At 33.2% G+C, this 19,302-nt stretch carries 17 protein-coding genes; 7 read left to right on the forward strand and 10 right to left on the reverse strand.

Annotated features, from left to right (window positions below; genetic code table 11):
* The 6 genes from X927_RS06550 to X927_RS06575 all read right to left on the reverse strand — a co-directional run.
* A partial coding sequence (locus X927_RS06550) for a D-isomer specific 2-hydroxyacid dehydrogenase family protein (protein WP_103077296.1) occupies window positions 1–1,032 on the reverse strand: 1,032 nt, incomplete at its 3' end.
* A 17-nt stretch (window positions 1,033–1,049) separates the two neighbouring features.
* The gene (gene gndA, locus X927_RS06555; RefSeq protein WP_103077297.1) at window positions 1,050–2,468 is read right to left on the reverse strand and encodes an NADP-dependent phosphogluconate dehydrogenase; all 1,419 of its coding nucleotides are present in this window, start codon (window positions 2,466–2,468) and stop codon (window positions 1,050–1,052) included.
* A gap of 84 nt (window positions 2,469–2,552) precedes the next feature.
* Window positions 2,553–3,377 (reverse strand): SDR family oxidoreductase, encoded by an 825-nt coding sequence (locus tag X927_RS06560; RefSeq protein ID WP_103077298.1) that lies wholly within the window; start codon window positions 3,375–3,377, stop codon window positions 2,553–2,555.
* Window positions 3,378–3,510: 133 nt separating this feature from the next.
* Complete coding sequence (locus X927_RS06565; protein WP_103077299.1) at window positions 3,511–5,292, reverse strand: amylo-alpha-1,6-glucosidase; 1,782 nt, start codon at window positions 5,290–5,292, stop codon at window positions 3,511–3,513.
* On the reverse strand, window positions 5,282–5,947 hold the full coding sequence (locus tag X927_RS06570) for a PIG-L deacetylase family protein (RefSeq protein WP_169925179.1): 666 nt from the start codon (window positions 5,945–5,947) through the stop codon (window positions 5,282–5,284). The genes X927_RS06565 and X927_RS06570 overlap by 11 nt, the downstream gene beginning before the upstream one ends.
* Before the next feature lie 17 nt (window positions 5,948–5,964).
* Window positions 5,965–6,291 (reverse strand): carbohydrate ABC transporter permease, encoded by a 327-nt coding sequence (locus X927_RS06575; protein ID WP_103077301.1) that lies wholly within the window; start codon window positions 6,289–6,291, stop codon window positions 5,965–5,967.
* Between the two features lie 101 nt (window positions 6,292–6,392).
* On the opposite strand from X927_RS06575, the gene X927_RS06580 reads away from it, so the two are divergent.
* The 3 genes from X927_RS06580 (at window position 6,393) to X927_RS06590 (ending at window position 10,503) form a co-directional block, all read left to right on the forward strand.
* Window positions 6,393–7,118: a metallophosphoesterase family protein gene (locus X927_RS06580; protein WP_103077302.1), complete on the forward strand. Its 726-nt coding sequence runs from the start codon at window positions 6,393–6,395 to the stop codon at window positions 7,116–7,118.
* 203 nt (window positions 7,119–7,321) lie between these two features.
* Window positions 7,322–9,199 carry a BMP family ABC transporter substrate-binding protein gene (locus X927_RS06585; RefSeq protein WP_103077303.1) on the forward strand — a complete coding sequence of 626 codons (1,878 nt, stop codon included), beginning with the start codon at window positions 7,322–7,324 and terminating at the stop codon, window positions 9,197–9,199.
* Between the two features lie 14 nt (window positions 9,200–9,213).
* Window positions 9,214–10,503: a hypothetical protein gene (locus X927_RS06590; RefSeq protein ID WP_103077304.1), complete on the forward strand. Its 1,290-nt coding sequence runs from the start codon at window positions 9,214–9,216 to the stop codon at window positions 10,501–10,503.
* 2 nt (window positions 10,504–10,505) lie between these two features.
* Here the strand turns inward: X927_RS06590 and X927_RS06595 are convergent, their stop codons facing one another.
* From X927_RS06595 to X927_RS06610, 4 genes are read right to left on the reverse strand one after another with little or no spacing between them, the layout of a single operon-like run.
* Window positions 10,506–11,171 (reverse strand): HAD family hydrolase, encoded by a 666-nt coding sequence (locus X927_RS06595; RefSeq protein WP_103077305.1) that lies wholly within the window; start codon window positions 11,169–11,171, stop codon window positions 10,506–10,508.
* A gap of 16 nt (window positions 11,172–11,187) precedes the next feature.
* Entirely contained in the window at window positions 11,188–13,149 is a 1,962-nt protein-coding gene (gene ftsH, locus X927_RS06600; protein WP_103077306.1) for an ATP-dependent zinc metalloprotease FtsH, read from the reverse strand.
* Window positions 13,150–13,153: 4 nt separating this feature from the next.
* Entirely contained in the window at window positions 13,154–14,092 is a 939-nt protein-coding gene (locus X927_RS06605; RefSeq protein WP_103077307.1) for a radical SAM protein, read from the reverse strand.
* 60 nt (window positions 14,093–14,152) lie between these two features.
* Entirely contained in the window at window positions 14,153–14,944 is a 792-nt protein-coding gene (locus X927_RS06610; RefSeq protein ID WP_103077308.1) for an energy-coupling factor transporter transmembrane component T family protein, read from the reverse strand.
* Window positions 14,945–15,175: 231 nt separating this feature from the next.
* Here X927_RS06610 and X927_RS06615 point away from each other — a divergent pair, with 231 nt between their 5' ends.
* The 4 genes from X927_RS06615 to X927_RS06630 all read left to right on the forward strand — a co-directional run bounded on the left by X927_RS06615 (window position 15,176) and on the right by X927_RS06630 (window position 19,296).
* Window positions 15,176–15,775, forward strand: a complete 600-nt coding sequence (locus X927_RS06615; protein ID WP_103077309.1) for a hypothetical protein — start codon at window positions 15,176–15,178, stop codon at window positions 15,773–15,775.
* 2 nt (window positions 15,776–15,777) lie between these two features.
* Window positions 15,778–16,593: a type I phosphomannose isomerase catalytic subunit gene (locus X927_RS06620; protein ID WP_103077310.1), complete on the forward strand. Its 816-nt coding sequence runs from the start codon at window positions 15,778–15,780 to the stop codon at window positions 16,591–16,593.
* Window positions 16,594–16,708: 115 nt separating this feature from the next.
* Window positions 16,709–18,421 carry a 2-oxoacid:acceptor oxidoreductase subunit alpha gene (locus tag X927_RS06625; RefSeq protein WP_103077311.1) on the forward strand — a complete coding sequence of 571 codons (1,713 nt, stop codon included), beginning with the start codon at window positions 16,709–16,711 and terminating at the stop codon, window positions 18,419–18,421.
* The gene (locus X927_RS06630; protein WP_103077312.1) at window positions 18,418–19,296 is read left to right on the forward strand and encodes a thiamine pyrophosphate-dependent enzyme; all 879 of its coding nucleotides are present in this window, start codon (window positions 18,418–18,420) and stop codon (window positions 19,294–19,296) included. The genes X927_RS06625 and X927_RS06630 overlap by 4 nt, the downstream gene beginning before the upstream one ends.
* Window positions 19,297–19,302 lie beyond the last annotated feature (6 nt).

Below are 19,302 nucleotides of genomic sequence, written 5' to 3' on the forward strand. Positions count from 1 at the left end.
TCGCCCCGCTCCCCACCCATATTGTGTTATAATTTTTTCTATAATTTCAGGGTTAACTATTTGTTCGGGAATTTCACCTTTCATCAATTTTTCTATATCTTCAACCATTTTTTCATCCATTTTCCTTAACGAATACTTTCCATATCCTCCTATATGAGGCAATATATACACATTAGGGTATTTCAATAATGGATTATTTGGGTTTATTGGTTCTTCTTCTAATACATCAAGCCCTGCAGCGGAAACTTTCTTTGATTCTAAAGCCTCTATAAAATCATTCTGGTTTATCAATTCTCCCCTTGCCGTATTAACTATTACAACCTCGTTTTTCATTAAGTCGAAAGCTTTTTTGTTTATAAAATGATAGTTCCCTTCATTTAAAGAAGCGTTCAGGCTTATTACATCGGATGTTTTTAAAAGTTCTTCAAAACTTACAGGTTTTACCCCAGTTTTTTCTATAACCTTGTCAGCTATATAAGGATCATACGCTATGACTTTTGAACCGAATCCCTCTTTTACTATCTCCGCTACACGGCTTCCAATGTTTCCATAACCAATTATTCCTACCGTCAATTTTGATAGTTCATCACCGACAAAATTTTTTCTATCTTGCCATTTATTTTCTTTAACCGCATTATTCGCAGGAATAATTTGCCTGAGACATATGAGAATCAATGCAACCGCAAGTTCTGCTACGGAATCCCGTTCGTGGATACCAAGAACCCGTGTAACCATAACGCCACTTTCAGTGGCAGCTTTTATATCCACATTGTTATATCCAATACCGTGACGTGCAATTAATTTTACATCTTTGTTGTATTGAAAAAATTCTGAAGTAAAATTTGGTGTAACGCTTGCTATAACAAACTTAAAACCTTTCAATTTGACTGCTAACTCTTTCGCCGGTATTTTAGGATCCACCGTTATTCTTTCAACGATACCTATTTTCTTTAATCTTTGCATTAAATCAGGAAAATATATACCAAAAGTGCTGGAATTTACTATTGCGATGTTAGTAGTATCTTCAGCCACCTCTTTACCTCCCTTTTTTATATATTATGTATATCTTGCCATTCTGTGTGGAATATACCCTCTTTGTCCCTTCTTTCGTATGTATGAGCACCAAAATAATCCCTCTGTGCTTGAATCAAATTCGCCGGTAACTCTTTTGAACTTAATCCATCAAAATAATCTAGAGCCGAACTTAGAGCAGGAATAGGTATGCCAGCTTGTTTGATTTGAGAAACTACCTCTCTCAACTTTGGAATTTTCTCCTTAAAATCACTTTTGAATTCGTCAGAAATTATCAAATTTACTAAATTGGGGTCATTTTTAAATGTTCTTTGGATTGGTTTTAGAAATGCGGATCTTATTATACATCCATCTTCCCAAATTCTTGCAACTTCTGACAAATCTAAATTATACGCGTATTCTTTGGATGCAACTTGCAACAACTTCATACCTTCTGCGTAAGCAATTATCGTTGAAATATACAAAGCATCCCTTAGGGAATTTATAAAGCTTTCGTTTAAATTCATTTCGATGGGGGTTTCATATATCTCTCCAATCCTCATCCTTTCATCTTTTATTGAGGATAAGGTTCTTGCATTTACGGCGGCGTTTATGGTGGGTATGGAAATATTCAAGTCTAAAGAGTCTTGAACACTCCATTTCCCTGTACCCTTCTGTTTTGCGCTATCTAGAATAACGTCAACAATTGGTCGACCAGTTTCTTCGTCTTTCCACTCTAAAATCTTATAAGTAATTTCCATCAAATAAGATTTGTGTTCTTCGTTCCATTCTTTAAATACTTTACTCATATCCTGAGGATTCATTTTAATCACTTTCCTCATAATATCGTATGTTTCTGCTATCAATTCCATAATGGCGTACTCTATCCCGTTGTGAACCATTTTTACATAATGACCACTTGATTTGGGACCAAGGTAAGTAACACATGGACCATCTTCTGTTTGAGCAGCAGTAGCTTCGAGTATATTTTTTACCTCTTCATATGCGGATTCATCTCCCCCAGGCATGATGGATGGACCGTGTAATGCGCCGTATTCCCCTCCACTTATACCGGTTCCTAAAAATCTTATTCCTTTTTTATGTAATTCTTCGTATCTCCTGTCTGTATCTTTATAAAAAGAATTTCCTCCGTCTATGATTATATCTTCCTTATTCAAATAAGGTAAAAGTTCCTCGATTACATCATCAACCGGTTTGCCAGCTTTAACCATTAAAATAATCTTTTTTGGCGTTTTTAATGAATTAACAAGTTCTTCAATGGAGTAAGTCCCTTGAATATTTTTATTTTTTCCTCTTTCTTCAACAAATCTTTTAGTTTTTTCATTTGTTCTATTGTAAACGGATACCTTAAAACCCTTTGATTCCATGTTTAAAGCAAGATTCTGCCCCATCACCGCCATCCCTATAACCGCTATATCGCTTTTTTGTTGATCCATTGTATCAACTCCTTTTATTTTTTTATTAAATTGACTTTCACGCGTACAACTGGGCCTTATAGCTTTTATAAACAAAAATATATATTATACACCACTATAAGCGGCGAACCCTCCATCTATTGGAACAACAACACCGTTAACAAACTCAGAACTATCGCTTATCAACCACATCACTGTAGAAATTAGATCTTTAGGTTCTCCGAACCTTCCCATAGGTGTATGATCCAATATTTGATTTCCCCTTTGGGTTAAACTACCGTCTTCATTGGTCAGCAAGAATCGATTCTGATTAGTTAAGAGAAATCCCGGAGCTATTGCATTGACCCTTATTTTTTTCGAATAGTTGTGGTTCATATGAACCGCTAACCATTGTGTAAAATTACTCACAGCTGCTTTAGCTGCAGAATAAGCAGGGATGTTTGTCAAGGGCCTAAATGCGTTCATCGATGAGATATTTATTATCTCTCCATAACCTTTTTCTGCAAAATATTCTCCAAACACTTGACTTGCCAAAAATGTTCCCAAGAAGTTCAAGTTAAAAACCCACTGTACTGCATCTTCTGGGAGTTCAAAAAAAGATTTATCTTTACTTGTTGTTGCTTCGGGTTTGTTGCCACCTGCCCCATTTATCAGTATATCTATTTTACCAAATGTTTTGAGAATTTCATCTTTTGCTATTACTAAATCATTTTTTTTCAAGACGTTAGTTTTAATCGCTAGGTGTTCAACACCTTTCTCTGTTAATTCATTGCTTAACAAAGTCATAGCTTTTTCCGAAAGATCCATTATAGCAATCTTCCCACCTGCTTCTCCCAAGGACTTAGCCATTTCAGAGCATAAAACACCGGCTCCACCTGTTATCGCTATTACTTTGCCTTCCACGTTAAAATAATCTTCAACTTTACTCACGTTGATCATCTCCTTTTATGAATTCTTATTTATATTATACAATTAATTCGTTCTAAAATGAAATTAATTATCTATACAATATTCGACTATAATTCTTTCTAATCGTCTCAAATTACTTCTAATCGTTGATAATTCAAAGAAATAATGTTGCAGCCATGGAAGACCATCCTTGGTTGAGTGATCCTCGAGTATAAATTGGGCTATAGTATTCTACAGGGTTTATCCATCCTTTTTCCAAAGAATATTCCCACCATCTAGTTAAAGGATATTTATAATCCATACCTTCTCTCTTCTTAACCAGGGCATATATAGAAGACAAATAAGGCCAATCACTCCCATTGTGGTACCTGTAAGGAAACACACTTTTGCTGAAAAGGTGCTTTTTTGATTTGAAAAATGGCCAAACAGACATAACTCCCCAATCTTCAAACTTTTGCTCTTTGTTATTCTTTGTTTCAAGCATTCTCTCCATAGCGTTTAAAGTTTTTCTTTTTTTATCTTCATCTGCTATATCAAAAAGCAAAGACAATATCGTATCTATATTCAGGTGATCTTCCAAATAGTCGCCAATAAAATCATTAAAATAACCTTTTCCCTCGTTCCACATCTTTTTGTTGAAATTGTGTTTCATTTTTTGATATTTTTCTCTTGTATCTTCAGCAGTCTTTTTATTACCAATTAAATCATATATTAAAGAAGCTTCTTCGAAGGCTTTTATTTGAATCGCCAAATCGTATGTGACCGCTCCATTTCTGTACACATTATCCGCCCAATCGTTTGAATCAAAAGGCTTTTCAAATAATAAATCATTATCAATATCTAAACTAATATACCTTTTAAGAATATTCCCAATCTTATCCAATACAGTGCCATCAGAAAATCGTTCTTTTAAAATACTCAAGTCTCCAGTATTATTAATGTAATCAGACAAAAGTATTATGTAGTACCCTCCAGAGTCATAATGGTTTGACCACCAATCTTTTTCGTATTTATAAAATTCTTTTGCCCTTTTGGGTAACATATTTTTTTTGCTTCTGATAAAAGCCAATTCTTCTTCTCCTAATTTCATTACACCACTGGGGCAGCTCCCATCTTCATGAACACCTTCGGACAAAAATAAAATTTGATTTTTGGCAAATTTTGGATCCACTTTCATTATTGGCTGGATAGTCCAAAAACTATCTCTAAAATATGTTCTATTTGGGAAAGAATAATTAACTCCGGCTGCTAAAGCTAGATTCCCATCATAACCTTTTATCGAGGAAAAAGCCGTGTGCATTGTAAACAAAAATTCTGATTTTTCTAACTCACTTAAGTCTTTATTTTGTACTAAACCGTTCAGATACTGAAGATATTCTGTGTTCTTTTCTTCTAAATTTTTTTCTTCTTTCCCAATAATAATCTCTATTTCGTTGTTCTTATCAGATCTCAACACGAAGGCTACTTTTTCACCTTTTATTAGATCTCTTATCTCACCCTTTTTAATGATAATTTTAAAGTCATCAGCGAATTTCAAACCATTATTTTCTACTTCTTGTTGGTAACTTATAGGAATTTCTATCTTATCAAAAAAAGGTAGTTTGAACTCTTTTTTAAAAGCAGGAGTGAATGAGAACACTAAATTTTTTAAATTTTTAAATTTAATAAGGAAAGAATAAGCAGATGGCTCGCTCATAACAGTCATTTTTGATAAGCCATTATTAGCCGACATACCATCAGGCCAAAATTTCGCCCTTTGTTTTGGGTAAAAGTTTAATCTTATTTTTGAGATTACCGTTCCATACTTGTTGGAAAAAATAGAAAAAGGTATGCAGTTTTTCAATAACATCGTGGAAGATCTGTTACTTATTATGTACTCTTTCGGAAATATTTGAAAATAAGTTAAGCTTCCATCTTCTTCGACCTTATAATACATAATATCCTTCTCCTTTTACCAAAGTTAGAGGATAAAATACTTCTACGGCTTTATTTTCTCCTTCTAAAACATCGGCTGATATGTATTTGTTCATCAAAGGTATAGGCTCTAAAACTTCCCTTTGAGATTCGTATAATCTTAAAACCTTGATTTTGTCTTCCAAAAAATCGGTGATTTCTAAATAAACTTTTGATTGAGGAATCTTTGTGATATCAGATATGAACATAAGAACATTGGTACAATTGTAGGGCACATTTTCTAAATCCTCTCTTTTGGTTCTGGCTAAAAATAAGGCATCTTTAGTACTTTCTCCAACTGCCTTATGATCGGGGTGCTTATCTTCAAAATAGTGTGAGAAAAGGATTTTGGGCCTATATTTGCGTATAAGATTTGCGATTAATGCGGCTAAATTATTAATTTCATCTAAATATCCGTCTTTCAGTCCTATCATTTCAAAATAATCAAGTTTCAAAGATTTTGCAGCACGTTCTGCCTCCAATTTTCTTATGTTGATATCGTTGTTTCTCCCTGCAGAGCCATCGGTTAAGATTATTCCACCACAACTTTTCCCTTCGTTTTTCAATCGAAGTATTGTTCCCCCTGCAAAAGCCTCGTAATCATCAGGATGAGCCCCTATGAAAAGTGCATCCACCATATTTTCTCCTCCCCTTTTTATTTTAAAGATCCCATTGTTATACCTTTTACAAAATACCTTTGAAAGGCTAAAAATACAACCATTACAGGAATCATAGAGAGCGTTGTCATTGCCAAAAGAGATCCCCATTGTACGGTATGCTCACCTGAGAATAATGCCAATCCAAGCTGCAGGGTCATATATTTTGGGGAACTAACAACTAACAAAGGCCAAATATAATCGTTCCATCTCCAAGTAAATGATAACACAGCCAAATCAGCTATTACAGGTTGAGATAAAGGTATTATGATCCTCCAAAATATTTTTAATTCACTTGCTCCATCGATTTTGGCGCTCTCTATCACTTCTGTAGGAAATGATTACCTTATAATAACACAAAATTTCAACTTATCTCTATTTTTTGATAAAATAATTTTATAGAGTCTTTTATTAAAAAGGAATTAAAATGATGATAGATATAATTGCTATTTCTGACGAGGAAGTATACTTAACAAATAAAGACAAGAAAAAGTTTGACTTACTTATTTGTGCAGGAGATCTTTCTCCACAATACATTGATTACGTGATGAACGAATTCAAACCATCCTTAAGCTTGATGGTACACGGTAATCATGATAAAAAGTATTATAAGTTATACGAAGAAGAAAATAACTCTTTCTCAAAGGTATACAAAGGAGTTTATGTTTTAAATCATGGCATAGTTAACTTAAAAAAATTCATAGGCAAAGACATTATAGTAGCAGGATTTTCCGGTGCTCTAGCTCATGGTTATAGACCTTTTTATTTCAAAGAAAGAGATATTAATAAATTTAAAAGAGAGGTACGTTTCAGTACAATCTTTAAAGGTAATAAGTACAAGCAAATCGATATAATGGTTACACACAATCCTCCTTATATTAAAAATACGATAAAAAAATACGGTCAATCTCATATCCCATCAGAAGCCTTGGGGGAGTTTTATCTTAAGACATTTCCAAAAATTTGGATATATGGTCATATTCATCCGCGATACGATTTCCAAGAACTTGATTTCGAAATTAAATTCTTAAATAATATTTCTTATTTAATAAATGCGGTACCTTACAAATTAATAAAGTACGATGAAGAAAAAAAAGAAGTTATAGAAATTTGTACTTATAAAAAGATAAGTCCAAAGACCATTTTAATTTAGAAAGTAATTAATTCCTTTAAACGAAATTTTAATTATTATGTTGTATTATTGAATTACTCTTATATAAATATATCCCTAAAAGGTTTTGCTATTCTGTACAAAAAATCTTTTTTAAACAAAATTGAGTTTTGGAGTTTTTAAGGGGCGCCATTCGTAAAGTTTCTAAAATGAGTATATAGCCACAAAAAAAGGGGGCTAACATAATGTATAGAACCTCAAGAAGTCTCAGCAGAAGCGAGTATGAAAAAGCTAATAGATTAGCAAAAAAAGACTTTTTGGCTAATATTTCAAAAGGAAAAGATGGATATCTACCATGTTTAGAAGATATCATCCATAACGTTGAAATAATTAAGGAAGAAAAACTTGGTCTAATAGATATCCCTATAGAAAGGATCAAAGGAACGTACTATCATTCTCGGTCATTATCTTTTTCAGCAAATTTCTATCCTTTAATGAAAATTGATTCAGAATTTGCAAGTAAATGGATTAATTTGTACGAAGCTCATATATCTGAAGGGATAAGGGATCCGGTAACAGCCTACGAGTATATGAACTGGTTTTACATTGTTGAAGGAAACAAAAGGGTAAGTGTTTTGAAATATTCAGACGCTTTTTCAATTCGTGGGGAAGTTACTAGGCTGATCCCAAAATGGGATGAAAACAACCCTGAAATAAGGATCTACTATGAATTTCTAGATTTTTATAAAAAGACAAAGATCAATATAATTTGGTTCAATAAAGAGGGCAAATTCAAAGAACTTTATGAGTTAATCAAAGATTATGAGAAAAAAAGTGAGTTCGTTGAGAATAAATATGATGAACTGGTTACCTCAGTATATCTTCTATTTAGAAAGCTATATAGGGAAGTTGCTAAGGACAAGATTTCTCTGACTGAAGAAGAGGCTTTTTTAGAATACCTAAAAAAATTTGGTTTGGAGAATGTTCCCACTATTGAAAGAGAAATGAGGGAGCAAGTTAACGAGTTAGTAGAAGAATTAGAGGAACGACTAGGTAAACCATCAGAACCTTTATTCAAATTACCTCAGATTTTCGCTGGAAAAACATTAAAAGTAGCTTTCCTTTACAACACATCAATAGAAGAGTCTGCATGGACATATTCTCATGAATTGGGAAGAAGGTACGTTCAAGAACGACTAGGAAATGAAATAATAACAAAGTATTTTGAAAATATTTCTGATTTAAAAACATATGAAAGAATATTAGATAAACTTGAAGAAGAAAAGTTCGATTTAATATTTTCCACAAGTTTTGACTTCTTACAGAATCAAAAAACAAAAGAATTCCAAAATGTTCGATTCATGTATTTTTCCGGATATCGTACTACTAAGAATATTAACACATATTTTGGCCGGATGTACGAACCAAGATTCCTCTCCGGAATGATAGCAGGGGCTATGACAACTAACAATAAAATAGGTTACGTTGCTTCCTACGGTATACCTGAAGTTATAATGGGAATAAATGCCTTTGCTTTAGGGTCAAAAGCCGTTAATCCAAAATCAAAAGTATTTGTTGGATGGACGAATACTTGGCGCAATATAGAATACGAAAGAGACACTGCAGAGTATTTAATAAATGAAATCGGAGTTGATGTTTTAACCCATCATCAGGATTCTCCGGAAGTTTGCAAAGTTGGAGAAGAATATGGCGTGTATACTATTGGTTACCATATTGATATGAAAGATTATGCGCCAACTACCCATTTAACCTCGGTGGTATGGAATTGGGGAATTTACTACGAAAACATCATTAAAGATGTATTAAGAGGGTCAAATTTCTCCTTATTTAGATTGTTTTCCGGTTCAGAAAAGATTGAGAACTTTTGGGGTGGACTTAAGAGTGGAGTTGTTTGTTTGTCCCCTATAAGTGAAATAGTCCCTTCTACAACAAAAAACCTTGTTGACACTGTGAAAACGGATATTATAGAAAATAGGTTTCATCCTTTCCGAGGTAGTATTTTTGATAAGAAAGGTAATATGAAAGTCTCGGATGGCAAAGATATTGAAGACGAAGAACTAATGAAAATGGATTGGTTTGTAGACAACGTTTATTATTCCTAAAAATGGGGAAATTTATGAAAAGATTTTTTGTAATGTTGTTATTCTCTCTTATTTTCACAAGCGTTTTTTCAGAAGTTAATTTTGATTTTTCTTTATCACCTGGTATAGTACTAAAAAATTATGAAATAGATAAAATGCCTGAAGATGTCATAGAATGGGAGACTTTCGACTACTTACCACCTTTCTTTGAAATTACTTATACCGCTTCTTCTGGCAATAATGATCTTTTTTACCTATCTATCCCCATATTACCAGATGCAAGTGTTTATTATTTGGAAAATAATGGTTTGCATAACTTACCAATTCGGGAAGATTTTACACCATTCGTTGATTCAGATATCCCTTATGAAGTTTTTTACGAAATTTCATCCGAACCATTTGATTTTTCTATTGGAAGAAGAAAACTAAAATGGGGAGAGGGGTCTTACTCACTTGGAATAAACGATAGAGTCCCTTACATGGACCACCTGCTTTTTTCTCTAAATTGGGATACTTCTATGGGAGATTTCGGATACGAATATCTATTAACAGCACCTGGACCAAAAGTGTCAAAGAGAGAAAAAACATTCGTTGCAAGAAAGTTGTCTTTCGAATTTTCTCCTGCTATGTTCGAAATAGGCGAAATAACTCTTTTATATGATATTACGCCAAATTTTGTCGATCTAAATCCTTTCTTAGTTTATCACAACGTTTATGAGTCAAATTCAAACGTTGCTGGATATCTTTCATCAACGATCGATTTTAAAAATTATAAATTGTATTCTGAGTTCCTTTTAGATCAGTATCAATTACCATCGGAAAGCCAAAGTAGTGCTCCCAACGCTTACGGATTCATGGTGGGGGGCAGAAAAAAAGGACAAAAAATAGATTATGGGGCGGAGTTTTATAAGACTTCGACATGGTTGTACAATAAAGGGAAAGACAATGAAGACAATAAAGATTTTACTTATCCTGTTTGGAAAAATCTTCTTCGTGCAGATGATAAAACTATAAACTACTTTCTTGGGTTCCCGTATGGACCCGATGTCGAATTGTGCAAAATTTTTTTTGAAAGCGAACATTTTGGAATAGATTATGAACATCTAGTTCAAGGTTCGGTTAATATAGACACACCCTACACTATAGAAGAATGGCAAGAGTATTCCGTTCATGGGCCGGTTCCTCCAACAACTGTTGAAAACATCTTTCGAATCAATTTTAAAATTGGAAACAACCCAACTTTTTTTGCTCAAACAATTTTTCGAAACAAAGAATTATGGATGTTAGTTGGATTCGAATACACTTTCTCATCGAAAATCCCTTAATTTTAAGCCTCCACTTTTTCTAACTTTTCTATCAATTCTAAAGTTATTTCTTTCATATTTTCCACCACTAAATCTGCTTTCGATAGATCCTGATTGAGTGAGTTGGGGTTTTTAAAGCCTATACACTTCATCCCAGCAGCTTTTGCCGCTTTAACACCATTCTTTGAGTCTTCTATAACTACACATTCTCCTGGTTTAACCTTTAACAATCCAGCTGTGTATATAAAAATATCAGGTTTCGGTTTGCCACGAGCGACGTATTCTGAACTCACCACAACTTCAAAATACTTCTCAATGTCAAACATGCAAAGAACTTCTTTAATCAATCTCATTGGCGAGGAAGAGGCTAAAGCTATTTTATAATTGTTTTCTTTCAGAGTTTTAAATAACTCTATCACACCTTCTATAGGCTCTTTAGCACATTCTCTTAATAATTGCAAATTCTCTAAGTTTTGTTTTTCAAGCAATTCTTCGACACTTTGCTGTAAATCGTATTCATTTTTTAAATCTTGCCACATTTCTTGGTTACTTACGCCTATATAATTACTGTATAAACTTTTATTAATAGGAATTCCCAGTTCTTCAAAAATTCTTTTATTTGCACTATAATGGATGGGTTCACTGTCAATGATGACCCCATCCATATCAAAAATAATAGCTCTTAACATTATTTCCTCCTCGCCTTCAAACAGGTTGATAATTAACATGATTCACAACATCTATTTTAAGAAATTCATTTATTTCTTTTTCGCCCCCAATATATTCCTTTAACTCTTCAAGATCTTTGTTCATAAGCTTTTTGAACTCTTCACCATAAATCGTTTCTTTTTTAAAAATATAAGAAGCTAGAAGATCAAGTCTTTCCTTATTTTGTTTAAGCAGTTCAACCGCTTTGTCGTACATAGAGTTAATTATTTTCTTGACTTCAACATCAAGTTCTTTCGCGGTTTCTTCCGAATAATTCTTTTGTTTTGTCAATTCACTCCCCAAAAATATTTCTTCCTCTTCTCCTTCCCAATACACCGGACCCAATTTTTTGGACATTCCTAACCTATAAATCATGGATTTTGCGTAATCCGTAGCTTTTCTTAGGTCATCTTTGGCTCCTGTAGTAGCAAAATTAAAAACTAATTTCTCACTTGCTCTTCCTCCAAGGGCTACAACGATTCTATCAAGTATTTCAGATTTTTTAATTAGATATTTGTCTTTTTCAGGAATTTGTAAAGTAGAACCTAACGAACCTGCACCCCTTGGAATAATAGTAATCTTATAAACAGGGTCGGTATTAGGCAATAAATATGCCAAAATAGCATGCCCAAGTTCATGATATGATAGAATCTTCTTTTCCTTATCAGATATTATTCTATACTTTTTGGATGGACCAGTTAACACTCTATCAATAGCCTCTTCAAAGTCACTCATTTCGATTTGAGTTTTTTTCTTTCTTGAGGCTATTAAAGCCGCTTCGTTAACTAAATTTTCTAAATCTGCTCCGACGAATCCCGGTGTCCTTTTGGCTAACAATTTTAAATCAACATCGGGGGCAATCTTCTTTTTACGTATATGTATCTTTAAAATTTCTTCTCTTCCTTTTACGTCTGGAGGGGGCACCATTATTTTTTTGTCAAACCTACCAGGTCTAAGTAATGCTTTATCAAGAACATCAGGTCTATTGGTAGCAGCCATTACAATAACCCCTGTCGAAGGATCAAAACCATCGAGTTCTACTAACAAGGCATTAAGGGTTTGTTCTCTCTCATCGTTACCACCACCAAGACCAGCTCCTCTTTGTCTACCTACTGCATCTAATTCATCTATAAATATTATTGCAGGAGCATTTTCTTTAGCTGTCTTAAAAAGATCTCTAACTCGCGATGCACCAACCCCTACAAAAAGTTCCACAAAATCTGAACCACTGGCATAATAAAAAGGTACATCTGCCTCACCAGCTATAGCCCTTGCCGTCAAAGTTTTACCTGTTCCAGGAGGTCCTACCAATAAAGTCCCTTTAGGCATTCTTGCACCCAATTCTTGAAATTCTTGAGGGTTCTTCAAAAATTTTACAATGTCTTCTACTTCCTCTAAAACTTCATCGATTCCTGCTACATCTTTAAAAGTAACTTTTTCACCGATGGGCTCATACTTTTTTGCCTTACTCTTTCCAAAGTTCATGCTGCTTTTAGCACCTGACGTAGCTGAGCGATATAACCAAAAAAAGAAAAGCACCATTATTACTATGGGAATTATGTTTATTAATAACGCAAACCACCACTTTGATCCAATACTTTCGACGTACTCTATCTTTATACCTTTTTGAATTAAACTATTCACATATTGTTTATCGTTTACTAAAGCTGGTGAAAAAGATTCATAAGTAGTACCGTCTTTGCCAAGTATTTCCACGTTTCCATTTTGATTTATTTTTATGGATTCCACCTGGCCGTTATTGATCAAACTCAACATTTCTGAATAAGATATCATAGGATTATTTTCCCAATTCAAAGAAATGAGAGCTCCAATAAAAATAACTGCAAATATTATATAAACCCAAATTATGTTAGAAGGCCTTACTTTCTTTTTTTCTTCTTTGGTATTTTTATTTTCTTTATCGTTTCTATTTTCTTTATCGTTTTTATTTTCAGGCATTTATTTACCTCCTCATAGATGTTAACCTATACACATTTAATCCAAAATACTGTACTTTTTCAACGTATTCATTTTTTTCTAATTTTTCAAAAATCTCATTTTTATTTTCACATTTTCTTTGATCTAAAAAACTTTCAATTTCATGCTGATTCATCGGATGTCTTTTTATTATACTTAAAATAGCTTCCAAATCATCTTTTATCGAGCTGTAAAAATCTTCTTCTTCTAAAAAATCAAGGGATATGCCTCCTAAGATATTTTGAGCTAGCTCAATTTTTTCTTTTTCTGGAACTGTTACCCAATCTTCTGCTGGAGGTCTCATTGGTAAATTTATATACAATCTATCATAAATTATTCTATTAAATATTTCTTTGATTTTCCTTAAAGATTCTTCATCATCATTTAGCCCTTTTACCATCATAAATTCCATCCAGATTTTACCTTTAAAGTTTTTAGAAAAACTTATCAATCCATCCACGTACGAATCAAAAGATATACTTTTATGAGACCTGTTTATTCTTTTAAGCGTTCTTTGATCATATGCATCCAGCGTTGGCATTACGAGATCGCTCTCATTTAATTCTTCCCTTACTTTTTGTTCAGAAAGTAGAGCCCCATTTGTAATTACAGCAACAGGTTTATCAACATAAGTTTTTATTGATTTTATTAGTTCACCAATTCTAGAGTATAATAATGGTTCGCCTTCACCAACTATGGTTACAAAATCAAACGGGGATAGATCGTTCTTAACATAAACATCAAACTCTTCCAAAATATCTTGTAAATTAAAAAATTCTTGTCTTTTGTTTGTCATGTTAGTCGTTCTTCCCAGCTGACAGTATACACAAGAAAAATTACAAGTTTTTGGAGGTATTGGGCTTACTCCTAAGGATCTTCCCAATCTTCGAGAAGGTACAGGACCATATAAGTATTTAAAATTCATAAGGCGCCTCCATAATATTCTCACTTTTTTACCCATTTAAATTATATCAAAAAACACCTTTTAAATAAAAATGATAGTGAAACATACTAAAGAAAAAGAAATGAGGAAAAAAGTATCTTTTATTTCCCAATTAAACTGCTTAAATCTTGTTCTCCCTTCCCAACCATTGTATCCTCTTGCCTCCATAGCAATACTCAAATCTTCAGCCCTTCTCAGGGCAGATACCAACAAAGGAATAATTATAGATATTGCCCCTCTAATTCTTCCAGAAAATTTTCTATCATCGAAGTTTGCCCCACGACTTAATTGTGCTTTCATTATACGATCTGCTTCATTTGCAATTACAGGGATGAATCTGATAGCTATCGTCATTACCATCGATATTTCATGAGCAAATCTTTTGGGTACAAAAAACCATCTCAAGACATCCTCAAGAGCATGAGCTAAAGAGGTAGGAGAAGTAGTTAACGTGAGAACAGAAGATAACAAAACCGCAAATAATATTCTGAAGGTAATTATAGCGGCATTAAATAGACCGGTATCTGTTATTCTGATAAACCCGATCCTAAAAAGTGTGTTCCCACCTATTGTGAATAACTGAATTACAAAAGCAAAGATAACTATAAACCATATTGATTTTAAGGATTTCATATAATATTTCAAACTTAATTTAGATAACAACATCAACAACAAAGTATATGAAGACATAATTAAAACATCGTAAAAGCTGTTTATAGAAAAAGCAAATCCTGCTAAAACGAACAACCCTAAAAGCTTCCCCCTTGGGTCCAGTGAATGCATCAATGAGTCTAATTCAACGTATCTTCCCAAGGCAACATTATCCAAAAGCATTTAAATACTCCTTTTATCAATTATTTTTCTGATTCCTGGCATTCAATATTTTAACATAATTCAAGAATTATTATATTATTTGTGAGAAAAGATTGTGTGGTTTTTTTAAAATGTTAATAAACAGAATGACTGATTTTTATTAAATTTTGATTAAGTGTTTTGAGGAAAAGATAGTATAATTAAAGATGGTATAATTATTATAATATGCAACGATCCCATAAGGAGCGTCAAATGAAACAATTCTTAGCAAATAGAAATCTGAAGTATCTATTTATACTTTCTTTAATTTTAATAATATGTATAATAATTGTTTTTTTAGTTTTTAAATCCCCGAACTACAAAAAGCAAATCATTTTTTTTGAAGAGTACTTAAAAAATAACTATGCTTTGGACAAAACAACAATAAAAGAATTCGTCAAAGTTTTTGAAATATTATATAAAGAATTTCCCTATGTAACTGAATATGTTTATCCGATCGAATTACTAGCAATTGGAATAGTAGAAACGAATTTTGAAAACATAAAAGGAGATAATGGGGAAAGTTTGGGATATTTTCAGATACAAGCTCCTACTTATTGGTATTTAAAACATAATTATCCTGAATTTTATCAAAGAATTAATTTCTTTGAATCTTGGTATTGGGATATCATAAAAGAAAGACCTGATGTGCAATTAATGACTTCTATCTTATACTTATACGATATCAAATTACGTTACGGAGAAGAAGATGCCTATAGTATTTACAACGGTGGTTCAGAAGCATATCAAGATAAAATATTATTAAGACTTAGTATTTTAGAAAATGAATTAAAAAAATTTAACAGGAGGTAAACATGCAGATATCGGAGCCGCTTTTTTCAAAACCAATTTTTAGTGAGAAAATTTGGGGAAGTAGCGAGTTGAATAGAATTTTCAACTATGAAAAAAATCAACCAATAGGTGAAGTCTGGTTATATTCCCCTCTAGATGAATACGAAACTGTCCTGTATGGGAAAAATAGCCAAAGAGAATATGGGAAAGCCAGTGAACTTTTCCCAAAATTTCCTTTGTTGTTAAAATTAATTGCTACCTCATCCTGGCTTTCCATACAATTACACCCGGATGATACAATGGCAAAACAATTAGAAAACGAACCATGGGGGAAATCAGAAGCATGGTACTTTCTTAAAGATAAGGGGCAAATCAAAGTTTCAAATAATAATAAATATATCCTGCAAGCTTTTGATGATAATCGATGGGATGATGTACTAGAAAGTTATGAAATGAACAAATTCGATTCCATATTCATACCTGCGGGAACCGTTCATACCTTAGGCCCTAATAGCCTTTTACTTGAAATACAGCAAAGTTCAGATTTAACTTATAGATTATACGACTGGGGAAGACCTCGAGAAATCCATGTTGATAAATCTAAAAAAGTTCTCAACAACATTCACACCAGTTATTCTATTTCAAGGAAGACCGAAGGATTGTGTACCAAATACTTTAGCTTTTCCAGATTTGCCAACCAAAATAAAAAAGGGTTTGGCGTATATGTTAACTTAAAAAGCTATGAAACAATAGTACTTCCAGAGGAAGTAAATTACAATTTTCAAGGTGAATTTGTAGAATTTAAATTAAACGAAAATGGCTGGAAATCATTTTTATAATTTCATAATCAAAAATTATAAAATTATTTAAAATTTTTACATTCCATTTCATTTTTGACTTATTTTGTCTGATATAATTGAGTAAGTAGAAAACAAAATCTTAGGAGGAATCCGAATGAATAAAACTATCAAAGAAGATGTATCAATCGTCTTATCTGGTGAAGCCGGTCAAGGGATTCAAACGATAGAAGGATTGTTAACATTTATTCTCAAAAGGGAAGGTTATTACGTATTTGCCACAAAAGAGTACATGTCTAGGATTAGAGGTGGAAGTAATTCAACTGAAATAAGGGTAAGCTCTAAACCTGTAAAAAGTTACGTCGACAAAATAGATATACTCATACCTCTTACAAAAAGTTCTGTTGAACATCTTGGAGACAGAGTGACCGAAGATACTCTGATCATAGCAGATAACGATTTTTTAAAATTAGAAAATAAAAATCTTTTCAACGTCCCCATCCTTTCTATTGCGAAAGAAATAGGTAACGAAATATATGCAAATATAGTTGCTGTTGGTGTAATTTTGGGTCTTTTCAAAACAAACATAAAGACTATAGAAGAGTATCTAAAAGAAAGATTTGGAGATAAGGGAGAAAAAATTGTTTCCGATAACATAAAAGCCGCTTCTGAAGGTTACAAATTAGGTAAAGACTTTTCTGAAAGTGGAGAGATAAAAATAGAGATCTCTGCAAACGAATCTTTAAAAGACGATTTATTAATTAGCGGAACCGACGCGGTAGCTCTTGGAGCGTTAGCAGGCAATTGTGATTCAATTTTTTCATATCCAATGACACCTGGATCGGGAGTTCTAGTTGATTTAGCCAATTTTTCAAAAAATTTCGATATTTTAGTCGAACAAGCCGAAGATGAAATAGCCGCAATCAATATGGCAATAGGTGGATGGTACGCAGGAGCAAGATCAATGGTGACCACTTCTGACGGAGGATTTGCTTTAATGGAAGAAGGACTTTCTCTAGCTGGGATGATCGAATCCCCGTTAGTAATTCACTTAGCCCAAAGGCCTGCTCCTGCAACAGGTTTACCGACAAGAACCGCTCAGGAAGGCTTGAACCTTGTTATACACGCTGGACATGGCGAATTCCCAAGGTTGGTTTTCTCTCCTGGTAGCCTTGAACAAGCTTTCTATTTAACTCAAAAGGCTTTTAATATTGCGGATAAATATCAAATCCCCGTATTCATTTTGACAGATCAATTTTTTGTTGATTCGTATTATAACGTTAAAAAGTTGGACCTTTCCAAAATTGAAAATAAAAAATATTTTGTAGAAACTACTGAAGATTATAAAAGATATGATCTTTCGAAAGCAAAAAACGGAGTTTCACCAAGAGGTATACCTAACTATGGTAATGGATTAGTTGTTGTAGATAGTGATGAACATGACGAGGAAGGTCATATAACGGAAGATTTGGATATCCGAATTAAAATGGTGGAAAAAAGACTCAAAAAATTTGAGGCTTTAAAGGAGGATTTTATTTCTCCTGAATTCTTTGGAAATGATAACTACAAATATCTCGTCGTATGTTGGGGTTCAAATTATAATGTCGTCAAAGAAGCTCTAGAAAATATAAATAACAAGGATCTTGCTATGCTTCATTTTAGCCAAGTTTATCCCATCCCGGAAAATGCGGTTGAATTTTTAGAGAAGGCAGAAAAAATAATCGATGTTGAAAATAATGCCACAGGTCAATTTGCAAAGTTAATAAGAGCAGAAACTGGCATAAAAATAGATAGTAAGATATTAAAATTCAATGGAATGCCATTTTCAGTTGAAGAGCTAACCGCTAAGATAAGGGAGGAATTACAATGATAGAAAGAAAAAATATGTTTAGTCTAGAAAATGAAAAAGAATTAGACATTGCTTGGTGCCCAGGCTGTGGAAATTTTGGAATACTGAATATATTAAAAAAGGCTCTGGAAGAAATGGAAGAAATAACTCCCAACAATTTTGTACTCGTTTCAGGAATAGGACAAGCAGCGAAAATCCCTCATTACTTTAAAAACAACGCTTTTAATGGTCTTCATGGTAGGACTTTACCCGTTGCCTTTGCCATAAAAGCGACTAATCCAGATTTATACGTAGTAGCTGAAAGTGGAGATGGAGACATGTACGGTGAAGGCGGCAACCACTTTATCCACAATATGAGAAGAAACATTAACATAACAAACATAGTTCATGATAATAGGGTTTATGGACTGACGAAAGGCCAGGCTTCTCCTACTTCACAACAGGGAATGGTCACCCCTGTTCAAGTAAACGGAGTAATACTTAACCCCTTCAATCCTATTGCCGTTGCTATAGCCAATGGAGCCACATTTGTAGCACGGGCTTTTGTGGGAGATATGCAAAACACGAAAGAAATTATTAAAAAAGCTATTAGACATAATGGCTATGCTCTAATTGATTTGTTCCAACCATGTGTGACGTTCAATAAAATAAACACTTACGCCTGGTTTAATGAACATACTTACAAATTAGGGGAAGATTACGATCCATCAGATAAAATGCAAGCTCTACAAATAGCTTTCCAAGAGGACAAAATTCCTTTAGGTATAATATATGAAGAAAAGGGAAAACCAACTTTTGAAGAGCAATTGACTATTTATAAGCAAAACAAAGATCCACTTTTTAAAAGAAGCATAGATTTAAACAAATTAGAAAGTTTCATAAACTCAATGAGATAAGAGGTG

It is taken from the genome of Petrotoga mexicana DSM 14811, assembly GCF_002895565.1.
Taxonomy (GTDB): domain Bacteria; phylum Thermotogota; class Thermotogae; order Petrotogales; family Petrotogaceae; genus Petrotoga; species Petrotoga mexicana.